Source organism: Ruegeria halocynthiae (assembly GCF_000743705.1).
Lineage (GTDB): Bacteria > Pseudomonadota > Alphaproteobacteria > Rhodobacterales > Rhodobacteraceae > Ruegeria > Ruegeria halocynthiae_B.
Genome location: NZ_JQEZ01000004.1, coordinates 332,825 through 350,730 on the forward strand (window position 1 = coordinate 332,825; position 17,906 = coordinate 350,730).

The 17,906-nt window shown below is 60.2% G+C and carries 19 protein-coding genes; 9 read left to right on the plus strand and 10 right to left on the minus strand.

Features of this window, described 5'->3' with window-relative positions; genetic code table 11:
• Positions 1-121 precede the first annotated feature (121 nt).
• From JT51_RS16575 to lpxK, 4 genes are read left to right on the plus strand one after another with little or no spacing between them, the layout of a single operon-like run.
• The gene (locus tag JT51_RS16575) at positions 122-1,468 is read left to right on the plus strand and encodes a TldD/PmbA family protein (protein ID WP_037315201.1); all 1,347 of its coding nucleotides are present in this window, start codon (positions 122-124) and stop codon (positions 1,466-1,468) included.
• Complete coding sequence (locus JT51_RS16580) at positions 1,455-2,255, plus strand: 3'(2'),5'-bisphosphate nucleotidase CysQ (protein ID WP_037315204.1); 801 nt, start codon at positions 1,455-1,457, stop codon at positions 2,253-2,255. Before JT51_RS16575 ends, JT51_RS16580 begins: the two co-directional genes overlap by 14 nt.
• The gene (locus JT51_RS16585; RefSeq protein ID WP_051927611.1) at positions 2,252-3,487 is read left to right on the plus strand and encodes a 3-deoxy-D-manno-octulosonic acid transferase; all 1,236 of its coding nucleotides are present in this window, start codon (positions 2,252-2,254) and stop codon (positions 3,485-3,487) included. The genes JT51_RS16580 and JT51_RS16585 overlap by 4 nt, the downstream gene beginning before the upstream one ends.
• Positions 3,474-4,472: a tetraacyldisaccharide 4'-kinase gene (lpxK, locus tag JT51_RS16590; protein ID WP_037315209.1), complete on the plus strand. Its 999-nt coding sequence runs from the start codon at positions 3,474-3,476 to the stop codon at positions 4,470-4,472. The genes JT51_RS16585 and lpxK overlap by 14 nt, the downstream gene beginning before the upstream one ends.
• A 38-nt stretch (positions 4,473-4,510) precedes the next feature.
• Here lpxK and JT51_RS16595 read toward each other — a convergent pair whose 3' ends face one another.
• A complete protein-coding gene (locus tag JT51_RS16595) occupies positions 4,511-5,176 on the minus strand; it encodes a DsbA family protein (RefSeq protein ID WP_037315213.1) in 666 nt (221 codons plus the stop codon).
• A gap of 14 nt (positions 5,177-5,190) precedes the next feature.
• Positions 5,191-5,697 carry a DUF721 domain-containing protein gene (locus JT51_RS16600; RefSeq protein WP_037315215.1) on the minus strand — a complete coding sequence of 169 codons (507 nt, stop codon included), beginning with the start codon at positions 5,695-5,697 and terminating at the stop codon, positions 5,191-5,193.
• Between the two features lie 81 nt (positions 5,698-5,778).
• Between JT51_RS16600 and mutY the strand changes: the two genes are divergently transcribed.
• Complete coding sequence (gene mutY, locus JT51_RS16605) at positions 5,779-6,834, plus strand: A/G-specific adenine glycosylase (RefSeq protein ID WP_037315219.1); 1,056 nt, start codon at positions 5,779-5,781, stop codon at positions 6,832-6,834.
• A gap of 59 nt (positions 6,835-6,893) precedes the next feature.
• Positions 6,894-8,030, plus strand: a complete 1,137-nt coding sequence (locus JT51_RS16610; protein ID WP_037315222.1) for an alkane 1-monooxygenase — start codon at positions 6,894-6,896, stop codon at positions 8,028-8,030.
• Between the two features lie 84 nt (positions 8,031-8,114).
• On the opposite strand, the gene JT51_RS16615 is transcribed toward JT51_RS16610, so the two are convergent.
• The 4 genes from JT51_RS16615 to JT51_RS16630 form a co-directional block, all read right to left on the minus strand.
• Positions 8,115-9,497 carry an adenylate/guanylate cyclase domain-containing protein gene (locus JT51_RS16615; RefSeq protein ID WP_037315226.1) on the minus strand — a complete coding sequence of 461 codons (1,383 nt, stop codon included), beginning with the start codon at positions 9,495-9,497 and terminating at the stop codon, positions 8,115-8,117.
• A 144-nt stretch (positions 9,498-9,641) separates the two neighbouring features.
• Positions 9,642-10,745 carry a site-specific DNA-methyltransferase gene (locus JT51_RS16620; protein WP_037315230.1) on the minus strand — a complete coding sequence of 368 codons (1,104 nt, stop codon included), beginning with the start codon at positions 10,743-10,745 and terminating at the stop codon, positions 9,642-9,644.
• A 107-nt stretch (positions 10,746-10,852) separates the two neighbouring features.
• Positions 10,853-11,470 (minus strand): ribonuclease HII, encoded by a 618-nt coding sequence (locus tag JT51_RS16625; protein WP_037315233.1) that lies wholly within the window; start codon positions 11,468-11,470, stop codon positions 10,853-10,855.
• Between the two features lie 111 nt (positions 11,471-11,581).
• A complete protein-coding gene (locus JT51_RS16630; RefSeq protein ID WP_051927612.1) occupies positions 11,582-12,049 on the minus strand; it encodes a hypothetical protein in 468 nt (155 codons plus the stop codon).
• A gap of 177 nt (positions 12,050-12,226) precedes the next feature.
• Between JT51_RS16630 and JT51_RS16635 the strand changes: the two genes are divergently transcribed.
• The 3 genes from JT51_RS16635 to JT51_RS16645 all read left to right on the plus strand — a co-directional run bounded on the left by JT51_RS16635 (position 12,227) and on the right by JT51_RS16645 (position 14,861).
• The gene (locus tag JT51_RS16635; protein ID WP_051927613.1) at positions 12,227-12,511 is read left to right on the plus strand and encodes a hypothetical protein; all 285 of its coding nucleotides are present in this window, start codon (positions 12,227-12,229) and stop codon (positions 12,509-12,511) included.
• The gene (locus tag JT51_RS16640) at positions 12,483-13,184 is read left to right on the plus strand and encodes a winged helix-turn-helix domain-containing protein (RefSeq protein ID WP_037315238.1); all 702 of its coding nucleotides are present in this window, start codon (positions 12,483-12,485) and stop codon (positions 13,182-13,184) included. The genes JT51_RS16635 and JT51_RS16640 overlap by 29 nt, the downstream gene beginning before the upstream one ends.
• Positions 13,185-13,289: 105 nt before the next feature.
• Positions 13,290-14,861 carry a DUF427 domain-containing protein gene (locus JT51_RS16645; protein ID WP_051927614.1) on the plus strand — a complete coding sequence of 524 codons (1,572 nt, stop codon included), beginning with the start codon at positions 13,290-13,292 and terminating at the stop codon, positions 14,859-14,861.
• A 107-nt stretch (positions 14,862-14,968) separates the two neighbouring features.
• Here JT51_RS16645 and JT51_RS16650 read toward each other — a convergent pair whose 3' ends face one another.
• The 4 genes from JT51_RS16650 to JT51_RS16665 form a co-directional block, all read right to left on the minus strand.
• Entirely contained in the window at positions 14,969-15,760 is a 792-nt protein-coding gene (locus tag JT51_RS16650) for a DUF1217 domain-containing protein (protein WP_037315242.1), read from the minus strand.
• A complete protein-coding gene (gene flbT / locus JT51_RS16655; RefSeq protein ID WP_037315244.1) occupies positions 15,757-16,158 on the minus strand; it encodes a flagellar biosynthesis repressor FlbT in 402 nt (133 codons plus the stop codon). The genes JT51_RS16650 and flbT overlap by 4 nt, the downstream gene beginning before the upstream one ends.
• Positions 16,158-16,532: a flagellar biosynthesis regulator FlaF gene (gene flaF / locus JT51_RS16660; protein ID WP_037315247.1), complete on the minus strand. Its 375-nt coding sequence runs from the start codon at positions 16,530-16,532 to the stop codon at positions 16,158-16,160. Before flaF ends, flbT begins: the two co-directional genes overlap by 1 nt.
• A gap of 77 nt (positions 16,533-16,609) precedes the next feature.
• Positions 16,610-17,818 carry a flagellin gene (locus tag JT51_RS16665; protein ID WP_037315249.1) on the minus strand — a complete coding sequence of 403 codons (1,209 nt, stop codon included), beginning with the start codon at positions 17,816-17,818 and terminating at the stop codon, positions 16,610-16,612.
• Positions 17,819-17,906: the final 88 nt, after the last annotated feature.

Here is a 17,906-nt window from a genome sequence, read left to right on the forward strand (position 1 = left end):
CCCCCTTTTTGGGCGGCTCACCCCGCGACCTTCACACTTGTTTGCGCCAATCAATACCGCCGCAGGCCTTGCGGGACGGGCGGTCCAAGGCTAGGTCCAGTGCAACAAGACCGGAGGCCGCATGACCCTTACACCTGAAGAAATCAGCCAAAACCTGCTGGATGCGGCCCGCAAAGCCGGGGCCGAGGCCGCGGATGCCATCGTGATCGACGGGTCTTCGGTATCGGTCGAGGTGCGCAATGGCGCGCTGGAACATGCCGAAAGGTCGGAAGGGTCGGATTTGGGCCTGCGGGTTTTTCTGGGGCAGCGTCAGGCGATCGTGTCCAGTTCCGACAGCCGCCCCGAGACATTGACAGCCATGGCCGAACGGGCCGTGGCCATGGCGCGCGAAGCCCCCGAAGATCAGTTCACCGGTCTGGCCGATGCAGATCAACTAGCCAACGGCTGGGATGTGCAGGCGCTGGAGTTGTTCGACGCTTCGCCAGAACCCACCGCCGAAGACCTCATGCGCGATGCATTATCCGCCGAAGAAGCGGCGCAGGCCGTTCAGGGGGTATCACAGGTGTCCGACGCGGCGGCGGCTTATGGAACCCACCGCGTGCATCTGGCTGCCACCAACGGGTTTTCCGGCGGGTACATCCGCAGCAGCAGATCGACGTCCTGCGTGGCGATTTCGGGCGAAGGCACCGGGATGGAGCGCGATTATGACGGGGACAGCCGCACCTTTCAAAGCGACCTGCGCAGCCCCACGGATATCGGCCGCACCGCCGGGGAACGCGCTGTGGCGCTGGTCGGGGCGCAAAAACCCGCAACCGGCACCTATCCGGTGCTGTTTGATGAACGTATATCGTCTTCGTTGATCGGCCACCTAATGGCGGCCAGCAACGGCGCGGCCATTGCCCGTGGGGCATCGTGGCTTTCCGATTGTCTGGGCCAGCAGGTGCTGCCGGACAACCTGTCGCTGATCGAAGACCCGCACCGCCAACGGATTTCAGGTTCTCGCCCGTTTGACGCCGAAGGGTTACCGACCCGGCAGCGGGCCATTGTCGAAAACGGTATCCTGACCGGCTGGACACTTGATCTGTCCAGCGCGCGCAAGCTTGGCATGACCTCTACCGGGAATGCCGCGCGCGGGGTCTCGGGCCCGCCCTCACCCAGCAACTGGAACCTTGGCCTGACCCAGGGCGGGCGCAGCCGTGCCGACCTTTTGCGCGACATGGGAACGGGTCTTCTGGTGACCTCGATGATCGGATCGACGATCAACCCCAATACCGGCGACTATTCCCGCGGGGCCTCGGGTTTCTGGGTGGAAAACGGGGAAATCACGCATCCGGTCAATGAGTGCACGATTGCCGGTAATCTGCGCGATATGCTCAAGCGGATCATCCCGGCAAATGATGCCCGAACGCATCTGTCCCGCGTGGTGCCATCCCTGCTGATCGAAGGAATGACGCTTGCCGGCAACTGACCTGCCCCTGCTGATCGACGCCGCACTAGAGGCCGGAAAGATCGCCACCCGATATTCGGGCACCACGGCGAAACGCTGGGACAAACCTCAGGGCGCAGGCCCCGTGACCGAAGCGGATCTGGCCGTCAACGCGATGTTGGAACAGCGGCTGCCCGCCGCCCGGCCCGGCTATGGCTGGCTGAGCGAAGAGACCGAAGATACGTCTGAACGGCTGTCAAAATCCCGCGTGTTCATCATCGACCCGATCGACGGCACCCGCAGCTTTGCCGAAGGATCGCAGACCTGGGCGCATTCCCTGGCAATTGCCGAACAGGGCGAGGTGACCGCCGCAGTGATCTATCTTCCGCTGCGCAACCTGTTGTACGCGGCGGCCAAAGGGCGCGGCGCAACGCTGAATGACGCTCCGATCAAAGTGTCCGATACTCCTGATCTGAACACGGCCGAGATTTTGGCGGCAAAACCCAATATGGACCCGCGCCATTGGCAGCAGGGTAAGGTGCCTGCGTTCAAGCGTATGTATCGCCCGTCTCTGGCCTATCGCATGGCGCTTGTCGGACAGGGGCGGTTTGATGGGATGCTGACACTGAGACCCAGTTGGGAATGGGACATCGCCGCCGGTGACCTGATCATTCGCGAAGCGGGCGGCGCTTGTTCGAACCGGTTGGGGGAGCCGCTGCGGTTCAACAACTCCCAACCTCGCCTGAATGGTGTCGTTGCCGCTGGCACCGGTGTTCACAATGCCCTGTCTGCGCGGCTGGACCTTGGCAGCACCGGAATCGCCCCATGAGCAAACCGCGTTCTCTAAGCCTTGCGGCCTATCGGGTACTGTCGTGGGGAGTGCCCTATTCCGCCGATCACCCCCTTTTTCCCCGACCGGACGGCGAACTGATCTGGGTTCACATCAACGACCCGGACCGCCTGCGCGCCGTTGTTGATTTCTGTCGCAGACTGCAACAGGCACGCCCGGAACTGTCGGTGCTTCTATCTGCACCCCCCGAGGCTGATCTGACGCGGTGGGAAAACTGCGAATACCCCATGGTGAACCTACCTTTGGAAAAAACCGGGGCGGCGCGTGCATTTCTGGATCACTGGCGCCCGGATGTCGGCCTCTGGGTCGGGGGCGGGCTTATGCCCAACGTGATCACACGGGCGGACGAGCGGGCCATTCCCCTGATCCTGATCGAAGCCCAGGTCGACATAAAGGTCGCGCGGGGGGCCAGGTGGCTTCCGGATATCACCAGATACACCTTCGATTGCTTTCGGCGCATCTTTGCGACAACGCCGGAAACGGCGCGACACCTGCGTCGCCTTGGGGTTTCGGCCAGAAAAGTCAATGAATCACCCGCCCTGCACGTCAGCCCGAATCCACGCCCCTGGCCCGAAGATGAGTTGATTGAAATGAACCATGCGCTGGCGGGCCGTCCGGTCTGGTTGGCGGCATGTGTGCGGGACAAGGAATTTATCTCGATCCTCAGCGCCCATCGTCAGGCGATGCGGATGCTGCCCCGGCTGGCGTTGGTGCTGCACGTTGCGGATACAGCCGAAGCAATGCCTTTGCACAGGCGGCTGGAATCCATGGACCTGCGATGCGTGAACTGGGACGATAGCGGGCAGATCGAGGACACGACCCAGGTCATCCTTTCGGCGGTGTCCGAGGATCTGGGCCTGTGGCACCGGGTTTCGGCGGTGACCTTTATGGGCGGCTCGCTGGAACGCGGAGCAGGCGGGCACGATCCACTGGTCGCCACGGCCCTGGGTTCGGCCATTATCCACGGTCCGTTTGTCGATCGCCATCAACAGCTGTATGACCAGTTGAACCGGGCGGGCGCAGCACGCGTCGTCAGAACCGCAACAGAACTGGGTGATTCCGTTGTCGAGCTTTTGGCGCCGGATCGCGCCGCCGACATGGCGCTGGCGGGCTGGCAGGTCGTAACCGAAGGGGCACCACAGGCAGATCAGATGATCGACTTGGTGCAGGATTATCTGGATCAGCGGAGTGCAGATTATGCGAGCACCTGATTTCTGGAACACCACGCCCGAACACCCCGGCCTGCGGGCCAGATTGTTGGCCCCGCTTGGGCGCATCTACGCGGCCGCGACGGCACGCCGGATCGCGTCCGACACCGGGATGAACCCGGGTGTTCCCGTTATCTGCATCGGCAATCTGAATGCAGGCGGCACCGGTAAGACGCCAACCGTAATCTGGATGATCGAACAACTGCGCGACGCCTGGCACCAGACACATGTTGTGACCCGTGGACATGGCGGTTCACTTGAAGGACCTGTCCGCGTTGACCCCGGCAAACACTCCGCCGCGCAGGTCGGGGACGAGCCACTTTTGCTGGCGGCCTTTGCCGATGTCTGGGTGGCCAAGGATCGCGCGGCCGGGGCACAGGCCGCTGCCGCTGCCGGGGCAACCGTGATCGTTCTGGATGACGGCTTTCAGAACCCCTCGGTCGCCAAGGATTTCTCGGTCATTGTCGTGGATGCCGCGCGCGGGTTCGGCAATGGGTTGTGTCTGCCTGCGGGGCCACTGCGCGAACCGGTCGATGTGGGCCTGCTACGGGCCGATCTTGTCCTGTCTTTGGGCGATACACCATCGCAGGATCAGTTTGCCGCGCACTGGGGGCCAAAGCTTTCGGTTCCCCATGCCACCGGCGCGGTTGAACCGCTGCAAACCGGCATGGATTGGCATGACACGCCCGTTCTTGCCTTTGCCGGTATCGGCCACCCCGAGAAGTTCTTTGCCACCCTGCGCCAGCAAGGCGCTACCCTGCTGCGGTCCGAGGCGCTGGATGACCATCAGCCGTTGACCACGGCACTGATGGCCCGGCTGGAAAACGAAGCGCGCCTGTTGGGTGCGCAGATGGTGACAACGGAAAAAGACGCCGTGCGCCTGCCCGCTGCGTTTCGCAGCAAGGTAATCACCCTGCCCGTTCGTCTGAAAATGGATAAGGCCGACAAGGTCCGGCAGATGCTGCTGCAGGTCGCCCCGTCGCCCTGAAAGGCGACCGGCCCGAACAAGGCCGGTCGCCATTGGGTTTAGCTGCCCAGTTCAGCCTCAATCAGCTTTTTGAAATCGCCATAAGACTGATTGTCGACCTTCTTGCCGTTCACGATAAAGGACGGGGTCGCCTGAATTCCGTCACGCTCGGCGTTCTCCTGGTACCAGGCCACCAACGTCTGTGCGCGGGTGCCGTCCTGCAGACAGGCCTCAAGCTGATCGTTGTCGATACCGGCCAGACGGCCGATTTTGCGCAGCTCGTCCACGATCTCGGCCGGGCCACCGGCGCGGGTCCATTCGGACTGACCTTTGTAGATCAGATCGGAAATGCCAAAGAACTTCTCGGGACCGGCGCAGCGCGCCACCATCGAGGCCCACAGGCCAATGCGGTCAAAGTACACCTCGCGATAGGTGAATTTCACTTTGCCGGTGTCGATGAAGTCTTTCTTGAGCTGCTTGTACGCCCCGGTGTGGAACGTGGCGCAGTGCGGGCAGGTATAGGATGCATATTCGATAATCTCGACCGGCGCGTCTTTGGCACCCTGCACCATGTCGACGACACTCGACGTATCCAGATCGGCTTCCTGCGCCTCGGCGCTGCTGACCAGCGGATAAGACGGGGACGAGGAGTTTGACAGCGACAGCCAATAGCCGCCCGCAGCTATGGCAACAGCTGCACAAATTCCGGTTGCAATACGGCTCATTTCTCAGCCCTTTCTCAGCGATTTTGCTTGGATAAAACGTTGCGGCCCAGGCGTTCAAGGGCCGCGCGCAGGTCACCATCGTGAACGTCCCGTGCGGTCCGGCCTGCCTCGGCCGCGATTTCCGGGTCGATGCTGGGTTTCACCGCTTTCGGCTTGTGGTCGAAACTGGCCTGCCCCTCGGCAAATCCGGTCGGAGCGGTCTGGGTGATGCGTATCCGGCTGATGGCGTTATAGCCATAGGCCGCATTCACCTTGCCGCGCAGCTGTTCCTTTTGCATTTCAAGCATCGGGGCCTGCGGGCCGGTTGTCAGCACTGTCAGCGTTGCACCGATCCCACCCTTGCCGTAGCCCACCTTGACCGGCCGCGCGATGGCGGCCATGTCCTGACCCACGATCTCGGACCAATGAGTCAGCAGACGCGATACGGCAAAGCCCCGGCTTTCACCGGCGCGCCTGATCTGGCCGTTCAGCAATGTCGCGGTGCGTTTGAACCCGCGGGTCGACGAACGTCTGCGCTGCATCTGGTTTCCAACTCCTGCGCCGCTATTGTAAAGGGCATACGGACGGGCGCCAGCGAAACCCGACAGGGAGATAAATAAAACTTGCGTGACACCAATCAAGACACCCCCAGCAACGCCTTGCTGGGCTGGTATGATCGCCACGCCCGCGCGATGCCCTGGCGCGTGGGTCCGGCAGACCGGGCCGCTGGCATCCTGCCCGATCCCTATCAGGTCTGGCTGTCCGAAGTGATGTTGCAACAGACCACCGTCGCCGCCGTGCGTGACTATTTCCTGCGTTTTACCGCTCGTTGGCCAACGGTTCAGGCGCTGGCGGCGGCACCTGACGATCAGGTCATGGGGGAATGGGCCGGACTGGGCTATTACGCCCGCGCCCGCAACCTGCTTAAATGCGCGCGGGTGGTGGCCGGTGAACATGGTGGGGTCTTCCCAGACACCTATGACGCCCTGCTGCAATTGCCCGGCATCGGCCCTTATACCGCCGCCGCAATCTCGGCCATTGCCTTCGACCGCCCAGAAACAGTGCTGGACGGCAATGTCGAACGGGTCATGGCGCGGTTTTATGACATCCACGACCCGCTTCCGGGTTCGAAACCGGTTCTGAAAGCCAAAGCCGCCGCGTTGACGCCGGACGCACGCCCCGGAGATTACGCACAAGCTGTCATGGATCTGGGTGCCACGATCTGCACGCCGAAATCCCCGGCTTGCGGTATTTGCCCGGTCCGCGACCCCTGCCAGGCCCGCGCCGCCGGAACCCAGTCCGACCTGCCGCGCAAAACACCGAAGAAACCCAAACCCACCCGATACGGACATGTCTATATCGCCCAAAGCACCGACGGAGCCCTGCTGCTGGAGCGCCGCCCCGACAAGGGGCTGCTGGGCGGTATGCTGGGCTGGCCCGGCTCGGACTGGTCCGCAACGCCCACCGAAGCGCCGCCATTTCCCGCCGACTGGCAAACCCTGCCCGGTGAGGTGCGCCATACCTTTACCCATTTCCACCTGATCCTGCGCATCTGGACCGCCCGTTTGCCGAACAACACGGCACCCGGCGGCCTGATCGTGATGGAAAAACACGCCTTCCGCCCGGGTGATCTGCCGACCGTCATGCGCAAGGCGCACGACCTCTGGCGTACCCGGTAACCCATTGTGTGGCCTGCCCAATCAGGGCTAATCTTGGCGCAGTAGATCGGAGCCTATGAATGATCGCAGCTGAAACCCTGTCCCGCTGGCAATCGGCCCTGCCTTTCTGGGTCTCGTTCCTGCTGATCCCGCTGATCTGGGCCACTGCGGTTGCGGGCAGCTGGTGGGTGTTGCTTGTTCCGATGTCGACCTGGTGGATCTTTGCCGTACTGGACCGCCTGACCGGGCTAGAGCTGGACAATGCCGACCCCGACACGCCCGATTCCGTGCTGCGCTGGCACATCCTGCTGACAAGGGCCTGGGTTCCGGTGCAATTCCTGACCCTTTTCGGGCTGATCTGGTACGCGACACATACCGACCACTTGTCCGTGCTGGCCAAAATCGGACTGTTCTTCGGCATGGGAGTGATTTCGGGCACAATCGGCATCAACTACAGCCATGAGCTGATGCACCAGAAGGGGCGGCAAGAACGATGGCTGGGTGATATCCTGCTAGCCATGGTGCTGTATTCGCACTTCCGGTCCGAACACCTGCTGGTGCACCACCGTTACGTCGGCACGCCGCGCGATCCCGTCACCGCGCGCTACAACGAAGGGTTTCACCGGTTCTATCCGCGCGTCCTGGTGCAATGTCTGGCCTCGGCCTTACGCGCCGAACGCGACAAGCTGGCGCGCAAGGATCGCCCCTGGAACGACCCGAGCAACCCATTCTGGCGCTATTGGGCGCTTCAGGTCGCCATGCTGGCACTGGCTTTCATGATCGGGGGCTGGTCCGGCCTCGCCCTGTTCCTGCTGCAGGCGGGCGTCGCCATCTGGCAGCTTGAACTTGTAAACTATGTGGAACATTACGGCCTGACCCGCAAACATCTGGGCGGCGGCAAATACGAACACGTTCAGCCGCGCCATTCATGGAATGCCTCGCACAAAGCGTCGAACTGGCTGCTGATCAACCTGCAACGCCACTCGGACCATCACCACAAGCCCAACAGGCGCTTTCCGCTGCTGCAACACCATTCTGAAGACGCCGCGCCACAACTGCCCTTTGGCTATCCAGTGATGACTGTCGCCGCCATGATCCCGCCGCTGTGGCGTCGCGTGATGAATCCCCGCGTCCGCGCATGGCGTCGCCAACACTACCCCGAAGTCTCCGACTGGACACCCTACAACAAATCACAAAACCCGCGCCCCTTGTCCTGACCGCAGCGCGCATCAGCGCGCTGCCCGGCCCAACGGTCCGGCTTGCATCTTTGATGCAAGGCTGATCGGCGGGAGCACCCGGCCCTAATGCACCCAGATATCCATCGGCGCCTCGACACCGCGCACTGCCTGTTGTTGGCGCTTTTCAAAGCCCGCAATCAGTTCAGCGGTATCAGCACTTTCTTCCGCCAACTGCATCCGCACTGCGTCGCTCAGAATAACACTGACGGTCAGGTCCCGGGTCAGCGCCTCCAGCTTGGCCGCCACATTGACCGCATCGCCGATAACAGCGAATTCCAACCGGTTGGCCCCGATATCCCCCAGCACAACCGACCCATAGTGAACACCGATTCCCACGTGGATCTCAGGCTCTCCGGCCCGGCGGCGTTCGAGGTTCCACCGCGTGATCACGGCAACCATTGCGCGCGCGCAAGCCACTGCGTTGCTGGCGTCCGTGGTGGTCGGCACCGGTGTACCAAACGTGGCCATCAACCCATCCCCAAGGTATTTGTCCAATGTACCATGATGCCGAAACACCTCGGCCTCCATCCGGGCATGAAATCCGCGCAGCACCTCAATCACTTCGTAAGGGTCACGACCGGCTGCGTATTTGGTGAACCCGACGATATCAATGAACAGAACGGCAACGCTTTCCTTGCGGACCTGCTTGAGCGGCTCGTCATTCTGGCTCAACTCATCCACCACATTGGGCGAAAAATACCGCGACAGGTTGGCGCGTTCCCGTTCAAGCCCCGCATTCGTCATCAATAGCCAGTCAAGGCGGCGCATCGAGATACCCAAGGTAACCGCGACCATCATGAAAACGATCACCTGCTGAATGCGTTGCTGCGCGCCAAAACTGTTTGGATCCAACATCCTCGCAACATCCGGGTAACCCGCCAGAGCCTCTGCCAAGCTTGCGCTAATACCTGGGAACGGCGTTGAAACGAACCAGGCTATGATCCAACCGACCGTCCACATCACGGCGGTCCAAATCCCGATCGCCACAACTGTCCGCCAGGAATAAGCCAATGTCCCGGCGGCCAGAATGATGAAGAAATACTGGAAATTGTCGAACCTGAACTGCATGGCCAGCGGCCGGACCTCGTCGCTGAACGGGTTGGGGATGACCATCCCCAGCGTCATGATCAGCAGGTCCAGAAAAATCAGAAACAGCTCAGTGCGCGACCGCTCGACGCGGCCCGCCCGCCTGATCAGCCAGCCATTTGCGCAGATCAGCAACAAAATGAAGTGGTACCACAGAACGTTCCAATAGGGGTTCAGGAAGATCAGCAATATGGCGGTCAGACCCATTGCGATCCACCGCGCGCGAACGGCAAGTTCCAGTCCTTCGCGTTTGTGCCGCTCCAGCGCGGCTTCGGTGTACTTGTTATCCAGATCGTAAGCCTTGGGAGGCGCTGCAAAAAACCGTCCCAAGCGGGGCGCGCTGGATGTGGTTTCTGACATTGCTGAGCCTCCTTCGGGACACTACTTGTAAGGAAGGCTCATATCGGAACTACCGGGGGAAGAAAACAAAAGACCCCGCCGAGAACGGCGGGGCAAGGCGTAGTGCCTTGTGTCAGGCCACAGGCACCGGCGGTGTTCTTGAAATCAGTTGTGCATCTCGGCCCGAATCTGCTGACGCAGAATGTCGATCGGCACAGTCTTGCCGTCGCGCTTAAAGCACCAGTAGGTCCAGCCATTGCAGGACGGCGCGTTTTCCAGATGCGCCCCCACCTGATGGATCGAGCCTTTGACGTTGTCGCCCACCAGCGTCCCATCTGCCCGCACCTTGGCTTTGTGGCGCTGGTTCATGGAATACAGTTCCTCACCCGGACGCAGCATGCCGCGCTCGACCAGCTGGCCAAAGGGCACGCGCGGTTCGGCGCGCTTGCTGGCGCTGACCTCCAGCGCCTCGCGGTCGAATTTGCGGACCTTGGCAATGCGTTTCTCGGCCACCTTGCGATAGCTCTCCTCACGCTCGATGCCGATGAACTCGCGGCCCAGCATCTTGGCAACAGCGCCGGTCGTGCCGGTGCCAAAGAATGGGTCCAGCACCACATCGCCCGGATTGGTCGAGCCGACCAGAACCCGGTGTAGCAGCGATTCCGGCTTTTGCGTCGGATGCGCCTTGTCGCCGTTTTCATCCTTGAGGCGTTCGTGCCCGGTACAGATCGGCAGCACCCAGTCGCTGCGCATCTGCACGCCTTCGTTCAGCGCCTTCAACGCCTCATAGTTGAAGGTGTATTTCCCACCTTCGCTTTTGGATGCCCAGATCATCGTCTCATGTGCGTTGGTAAAGCGTTTGCCACGGAAATTCGGCATCGGGTTCGATTTACGCCACACCACATCGTTCAGAATCCAGTATCCCGCGTCCTGCAGGGCCGTGCCCACACGGAAAATATTGTGGTACGAGCCGATCACCCATATCGCGCCATTGGGTTTCAGCAGACGGTGCGCCGCCTTCAGCCAGTCGCGCGTGAACTGGTCATAGACGCCAAAGCTGGAAAACTGATCCCAGTGGTCATCAACCGCATCCACCTGACTGTTGTCGGGGCGATGCAACTGGCCCTTTAGCTGCAGATTATAGGGCGGATCAGCGAAAATCAGGTCAACCGACGCCTCGGGCAGACTGTTCATCACATCGATGCAGTCCCCGGATAGAATCGTGTTTAAAGGGAGCGCTTTTGCGCCCTTTTTAGTGATTGTTGTCATTTTACTGCCTCAAGTATCCACGGCGCTTTTGCGCTCATTTGGTTGAGACAAGGATGAGTCAAAGACGATTCGCCGTCAATTTCTTTTTTGAATCAGTAAGTTACTATTTACCCTTGATACAAGATATTGTGTACGGGCTTGAAGGAACGCCTATGATGTGGGGTCACGCCAAGATTTTGCAGTGCTTCTTTGTGTTGTTTCGACGGATAGCCTGCGTTTGTCTCCCATCCGTAACCGGGATGCTGTTGCGCCAAATCCACCATCAGTTGATCGCGCCAGTTTTTGGCGATGATTGAAGCCGCCGCAATCGACACAGAATGCGCATCACCTTTGACCACGGCCTGCGCTGGGATCGTCAGACCGCGCGGAATCATATTGCCGTCGATCAGCAGGTAATCCGGTGGCGGGTCCAGCATGGCAACGGCACGTTCCATCGCCAGATGTGAGGCGCGCAGGATGTTGTGTTCGTCGATCTCGGCCACGGATGCCTCGGCTATCGCAATCTCGGCCCGGTTGCGCAGGACGGTGTCCAGCACGGCGCGCCGTTTCGCCGTCAGTTTCTTGGAATCGTTCAGCCCGTCGGGAATGTCCTTTGGGTCCAGAACCACAGCCGCCGCAACCACTGGCCCCGCCAGCGGCCCGCGGCCAACTTCATCCACACCAGCGATCCGCAGATACCCCTGCGCCATCGCGGTCTTTTCGATTTCATAATCCGGAGTCGTCATCCCCCGGGGAAATCGCGTTTCGCCGCGCACCGCAAGACAAAAAAGAGAGGGCAGCCTGCGCCACCCTCTCCAGCGCGGCGCTTCTGCGGCACCGCTCCTGCTCGAAAATCGTTACTGGTAACTTACGCGGTACCCCTTCTGGCGCAGGCACGCGGGTTCATACGCCCGCTTGACCTTTTTGCCATTCCAGAAACCGACCTTGCACTCTTGCGGCAGGCTATTGGTGTGTCTGTAGTGTTTTTTCAGGCAACCCGGCCCCAGCAGCGGGCGGTTATGCGAATACCCCTTGAAGGTGCGCAGGCATTTCTGCGGCAAATCATACCGCGCAACCTGTTGCGGCAAGGGGCGCACAGGATGGCTGGGTTGGGCAACATAAGGCTGATAGGTGTGCGTTTGCTGGCGCGTCGCCCGGTTCTTGCGTTTTTCCTGATTATAATAGTGAACCCCCGCGCCGATAATCGCGATGGCGGCAAGGCCCCCAAGAATGTCTTTGGTATCCGCCGCCCGCGCCTGGGATACCGAAACGCCGGTGACGGTGATCGCGGTGGCAACGATAAGAGCGATGAATTTACGGTGCATGATGCGTGTCCTTCTGGATGTTGAGGGGCGATCCGGCACAGACCGCAAACTTGATGCACCACACTTGGGTCCGCCCCCCTCAGACAAGCAATAACGGCCGGTTGTTATCCGATATCACACCCTTCAAACCCCTTGGGTTATTGAATATCAGACAAAGCCATGCGCAGGATGCGGCCTATGAAACCGATCCTCTCTTCTCTGGCCGTTGCGGCCCTGATATCGCTTGGCACCTCTGCTGCGGCGGAATGTTATGCGGACTACAAGGCCAAGCAGGACAACCCGCTGCGGCTGCACTATGGCGTGATGCAGGTGTCAGCCTGTGACAAAGGTCAGGCCCAGCAAGAGGTCGCGCAGCGCCTCAAGGCGTCCGGCTGGTCACTGCTGAACGTCATGTCCGTCTTCGGACCGGAAGGGTTGGATAAAAGGAAGGCCAATGCCGGACAATTCTATCTCCGTTTCTGAGGCCCGCCGATCCGGTGTCAGACTGGTTGGCGCGGGCATCGCGGCGATCGTGGTGATTCTGGTGACGGCGGCGGTTTTCCTGTTCTGGACCCTGCCCGACGCCAACGCCTTTAACGCCCGGGTCGAGCGGCTGTTTGTCGAAAGCGACCTGACCTCGCAGACCGAAATACGCCTGTTGGAAATTCTGGCGCAGTCCGGCACCGCCTTTGCCGACACGCTGTCAAGCTATCGCATGGTGATATTCGTGCTGCTGGTCTTTGCTACGGCCATGCTGGTGACGGCGCTGGTGTTTCTGGTGATGCTGGTGATGCTGAATCGACGGATGGCACAGATCGAACGGACCGGCATTCAGGTGACCTCGCTTCTGATCAGCCGCGAGGAAAACACCGTGTACCTCAACAACATGGACTTCAAACTGACCCCCGCAGCGATGGAGACCTTATCCGTTCTGGCCGAATCCCGGTTGGACGACGAAGTCCTGTCCGGTGCCCAGATCGAGGCGATGATATCAGGCAAAAACGCCGCCGATTGCGACGAGGCCGCAGGTGCCACGCGGATCAAACGACTGCGCGACACCTTGGGCAATCAGATGGTCAGCGAATTGCTGGTCAAGAACATCGCCAAGAAGGGTTATATGCTGTCGATCGAAAAGGACGTGATCCAGATGGTCTAATCCGGTGGAAAACCATGCGGATCATACCGAAAATCTTGGCGTCCCCCTTGGAAAATCCTGTCCGAAGGACCATCCTAGAAAGGACCTGCGCCAGGGAGGTTGATAATGAACGTCCACGCCACGCCAAAAACCAAAGGCTACGGGATTTCGGTTGAGCGGCTGAAAGGCCGGGTTGCGATTTACCGCGATGACATTCTGTTGGCCGAAAGTTCCGACGCCAAGGTGATGTATGAAACGCGGCTGTCGCCGACGATCTATATCCCGCGCGAAGATGTTTGTGTCGATCTTGGTGATGAAACCGAATTGCAGACCTTTTGCCCCTTTAAGGGCACGGCCACCTATCACGACGTCGTCCTGAACGATCAGCGGTTGGCAAATTCCGTCTGGGCCTATGAGGAAGCTCTGCCCGAAAGCGTCGCCATTCAGGGGCACATCGGTTTCATGTCCGGCATCTATACCAAGTTGGATCTGGGCGAAAACCATCTGCGGGAACCTGATGACGGCAATATCAGTGGTCCGCTGATCGACTGGCTGATGCGCGGCGCGTCCGAGAACGGCACGCCCGAGACGTTCACCAAAGCCCTGGCCGAAAAGATGCTGGAACACGGCATCGCCATCCAGCGTCTCAGCATCCTGACCTGGTCGCTGCATCCGCTGATCGCGGGCAAGATTTATATCTGGGAAAAGGGCACGGCCGAGATTTCGACCAATGTGCCCACTTATGAAATTCATGACCACCCGGCCTATATCAACAGCCCGCTGCGTCATGTGTCGAACGGGCTGGGCGGTGTGCGCCAGCGTCTGAATGCGGACAACCCGCAAAACAGCTTTCCGATCATGGCAGACCTGCGGGCCAAGGGCGCGACCGACTATGTCGCCATGCCGTTGCCATTCTCGGACGGGCGGACCAACGTGCTGACCCTGACCTGCGATCACCCGGACGGGTTCACTACGGAAAACCTTGGGTTGGTGTTCGAATGCTCTTCGGTCATTGCCCGGTTCTACGAGGTCTTCATGCAGCGCGAAAACGCGCAGGTTCTGTTGGAAACCTATGTGGGGAAACGTTCAGGTGCGCGGGTGCTGGGCGGCGAAATCCGGCGCGGTGACGGGGATGAGATCGACGCCGCGATCATGTTCTGCGACCTGCGCAATTCCACCAGTCTGGAAGAGCAGCTGGGCCGCACCGCCTATATCAGCCTGCTGAACGACTTTTTCGAGACCGTGTCAGGCATCGTGCATGACAACGGCGGCGAGGTTCTGAAGTTCATAGGCGACGCTGTTCTGGCGGTGTTTCCCGAAGGCGAAGATTCCATCGCCGCGCGCGGAAACGCCCAACGCTCGGCCGTAGAGATCGTAGAGAAGCTTGGCGCGCTGCGCCAAGCCGGGTCTGATACCCATTGCGATTGCTCTATCGGCGTGGCCTATGGGCGCGTCACCTATGGCAATGTCGGATCGCGCGAACGGTTGGATTTCACCGTCATCGGACAGGCAGCGAATATTGCCGCGCGTCTGGGGGAATACGGTAAAACAGTGGGTCACCGGATCGTCGTGTCGGCCGATATTCAACCCGCGTGCGCCAATGCGCTGCCGTTGGGCGATATCAAACTGCATAACGTCTCACGACCCGTGACGTCCTTTGCGCTTAGAACGTCCGCGGATGCAGTACTGAACGCCTGACGCCCCGATATCGTAAGCCGTTCCCTGCAGTTGGCCCGCGCAATATCGGTTTGTCCATCTGGCACAGATTTGCCAGACCGCCACCCTGCCGGTCGGACGATCCCACATCATGCCCCCAGCAGGATCAGTGCGGTTTGGGCCGGTGAAATTATGCTTTGCAATTGGGCGATTTGCCGGCGGGCAAGAAACTGATCTGTCAGCTTTGAAACAGCGGCCTCTTCCGTGAATTGTGCCAGATCATCAGACCCGGTCAGACCTGACAACCTGTCCTTGAAAACCTCAAGCTGCTTGTCGATATCCAACTGCGCGAAACTTGACGGAAGCCCCAGCGCCGTCTCCATCATACTGCGCAGCGGGGGCAAGCCCATCAGATCGAACCATTTGGTGTCTGAGCTGCTGTCCTGCGACGCAAGATCCTTCAGGGCGTGTTGCGCGTACAGGGATATACGCATGGAATCATCCGACTCACCCACCGCGATCTCGAACCGGGACACCACGTTGTCCTGCGCAATCGCCTCCATATCGCTGACCCGGCCCGTTTTGCGCACCTCTCCCGGCCCGAAACCAAACGCCTCGGACAGCTCTCGGTACCTTTTGTCCGCCAGCCGGTTGGGCAACGCATCATCAGCGCTTGTGCCATCAGAGAGGATTTTCTGAATGAAATAGCGGTTGTTTATGTCACCCTCCAACCCGAAGGCACCCAGCGCCACCTGCAACAGGCGCCGGTCCGACACCAGATCTTCTGCGGATTGAACCTTGCCGATGTTTTCCAGAAAATACCGCGTTTCCCTTTCCCTGACGGTTGATGAAGAATAGCTTTCCAGCTGCGCATCATAAGTGCGCTGCAAAAAGCGCCAGCCGACGATACCGTCCGAAGGTACGACAGGTTGAAACGTCATTGCTGATAGGCCATCAACCGTTCTTCGCGCGGCAGCAAGGCCCGCAGAGACTTCAGGCATTTGTAATACTGTTCGTCCAACAGGGCTTCGGTGGCTTCGGAGAGCACCCGACGACTATCCGCATCGGTAAAGACCTGGCTCAGTTCTTCTACCCGCCGCAAGAGTTGATGCCGCGCCCGTTCGGGCTCCATATCGCCGGACAGAACCAGCTGGGCCGCGTAGCACACCCGTCGGACCGGCGTGTTTACTTCATCGGGATGGATGGCATCGCGCAGACGCAGAACATTTGCTTGCGGCGTCATAATCGAAAACCGACTACGGCGGTCTCCATTCTCGACAACCACACCGTTGATCAGCACCCTTTCTTTTGGTGCCAGTTTCAGTACCAGCCCCCCCATCAGGTCGCACTCATTTGCCGCAGGCCACGCAAGACGGCCATGTTGATTTCAAGCAGAGGTTCCACGGTCGCCTTGTTGCCCAGAACCTGACTGCTGTGTTGTTCCGTGAATTCCGCCAGATAGAATATCCGCGCGCGCAATTCATTGGGCAGCGCGTTGTCGGCATCAGATACACCCGTTGCAAGGACGGTCCACAAACGACGGTTTTCGTGCAGCGCCTGAACAAACCCGCCGAAATCCGATGTGCGCCGGGCCGCAGCGGCCTTGAGACGATGCGTGATCTTCGAAATAGCCTCGTACTCGGTATCGCGCGGCGTGCGGGTTGGGGCGGCGGTCTGCGCGTAGGCACGCTGTGCAAGAGTTTGCGGTGTCACTTGAAATCCTTTCAATAGGCCGTCTTTTGGCGGTCAGGGCCGGGGCGCTTGCGCGCGCCCCGACCAGGTTCCGGAGATTAACGGAACAGCGACAGGATCGACTGCGGCGCTTGATTGGCGATGGACAGCGACTGGGTGGCCAGCTGCTGTTGCACCTGCAGGGCCTGCAGACGGGCCGAAGTCTCTTCCATATCGGCGTCAACCAGCGAACCGATGCCGGATTTGAACGAGTCCGCCAGGTTCGAGATGAACTCTTTCTGGGTCTCGATCCGGCTTTGGGATGACCCAAATGCAGCCGAGGCGTCAATCGACGTGTCGATCAGCGATTCAACTGCGGCCAGCGCAGCGGTTGCACCCGCGCCTGTGGACACGTCAATGCCGCTTAGCGCGCCCAGACCACCAGCACCCGCATTCACGTATTGAGCCGAGAAGGAAACATCAGCGCCCGTCGCATTGGCCACAGACAGGGTGCCAGCGGTACCCGAATCGTAGTCAACGGTCAGACCGGTAATACCCAGCTCTTCGATCTTGGACTTCAGACCCACGGCGACCAGGTCACCGGTGGATGTGGCGGCTGCATCGGCTGCGGACACGGTGTAAGACACAACCTGATCGTCAATCGCAACGATCACCTTGTCCCCAGCCGCGAAAGTGCCGCTGGTTTCGTCCGTCACCAGCGCGGTGGCAGAGGTCGCGCCGTTGTCAATGGTTGCACCCACGCGGTCATTGCCGGTCGACGAACCGGTCGATCCGTCAAAGACCTGAGCCGCGACATAGCCACCCGTCGACAGGTCCTGACCCGCAACGGAAATGGACGACGCGGTCACCGCGCCCGTGTTATCGCGATCCAGTGAGGCCAGTATCGAGGCCGATCCTGATCCATTCACCAGGTTCAACCCGTTGAACTGCGCCGCGCTGACAACCGATGCGATCTGATCTTTCAGGGCGGTCACGTCGTCGTTGATCTTGCCCCGATCAACGTTGTCTTCCTGCGCCGCGACGATCTTGCCCTTCATCTGGGTCAGAAGGTCGGTCACGGTTTCCGAGGCGTTCCGGGCCACCGCAACAGTCGATTCACCCAGCGCCAGGCTGTCCTTGATCGCGTTGAACCCTTTGACGTCCGACTCCATGACTTTGGAAATCGCCCAGACGGCCGAATTGTCCTTGGCGGTCGCGACGTCCTTACCGGTCGAGATCGCGTTTTGGGTTTGACCCAGGTTCTTGTTGACCGACTTCAGTGTTTGCAGCGCCACCATTGCGCCATTGTTTGTCAGAATGCTGGACATAGCTTTCTTCCTTTTCCGTTCGGGCCCTTTGCGCCCATGCTTACCCCGCACTATCTGCGGGCTTTGACGTCTTTCTGATCAATGCGTT

What these genes read in the sequence shown, in the direction of transcription:
- flbT (WP_037315244.1), bottom strand. Translation starts at nt 16,158, where the DNA reads ATGGGGGGGCTGGTACTGAAACTGGCACCAAAAGAAAGGGTGCTGATC.
- JT51_RS16665 (WP_037315249.1), bottom strand. Translation starts at nt 17,818, where the DNA reads ATGTCCAGCATTCTGACAAACAATGGCGCAATGGTGGCGCTGCAAACA.
- JT51_RS16645 (WP_051927614.1), top strand. Translation starts at nt 13,290, where the DNA reads ATGAACGTCCACGCCACGCCAAAAACCAAAGGCTACGGGATTTCGGTT.
- JT51_RS16620 (WP_037315230.1), bottom strand. Translation starts at nt 10,745, where the DNA reads ATGACAACAATCACTAAAAAGGGCGCAAAAGCGCTCCCTTTAAACACG.
- JT51_RS16585 (WP_051927611.1), top strand. Translation starts at nt 2,252, where the DNA reads ATGAGCAAACCGCGTTCTCTAAGCCTTGCGGCCTATCGGGTACTGTCG.
- JT51_RS16600 (WP_037315215.1), bottom strand. Translation starts at nt 5,697, where the DNA reads ATGCAGCGCAGACGTTCGTCGACCCGCGGGTTCAAACGCACCGCGACA.
- lpxK (WP_037315209.1), top strand. Translation starts at nt 3,474, where the DNA reads ATGCGAGCACCTGATTTCTGGAACACCACGCCCGAACACCCCGGCCTG.
- JT51_RS16650 (WP_037315242.1), bottom strand. Translation starts at nt 15,760, where the DNA reads ATGACGTTTCAACCTGTCGTACCTTCGGACGGTATCGTCGGCTGGCGC.
- JT51_RS16610 (WP_037315222.1), top strand. Translation starts at nt 6,894, where the DNA reads ATGATCGCAGCTGAAACCCTGTCCCGCTGGCAATCGGCCCTGCCTTTC.
- JT51_RS16575 (WP_037315201.1), top strand. Translation starts at nt 122, where the DNA reads ATGACCCTTACACCTGAAGAAATCAGCCAAAACCTGCTGGATGCGGCC.
- JT51_RS16615 (WP_037315226.1), bottom strand. Translation starts at nt 9,497, where the DNA reads ATGTCAGAAACCACATCCAGCGCGCCCCGCTTGGGACGGTTTTTTGCA.
- JT51_RS16595 (WP_037315213.1), bottom strand. Translation starts at nt 5,176, where the DNA reads ATGAGCCGTATTGCAACCGGAATTTGTGCAGCTGTTGCCATAGCTGCG.
- JT51_RS16640 (WP_037315238.1), top strand. Translation starts at nt 12,483, where the DNA reads ATGCCGGACAATTCTATCTCCGTTTCTGAGGCCCGCCGATCCGGTGTC.
- JT51_RS16630 (WP_051927612.1), bottom strand. Translation starts at nt 12,049, where the DNA reads ATGCACCGTAAATTCATCGCTCTTATCGTTGCCACCGCGATCACCGTC.
- JT51_RS16625 (WP_037315233.1), bottom strand. Translation starts at nt 11,470, where the DNA reads ATGACGACTCCGGATTATGAAATCGAAAAGACCGCGATGGCGCAGGGG.
- JT51_RS16635 (WP_051927613.1), top strand. Translation starts at nt 12,227, where the DNA reads ATGAAACCGATCCTCTCTTCTCTGGCCGTTGCGGCCCTGATATCGCTT.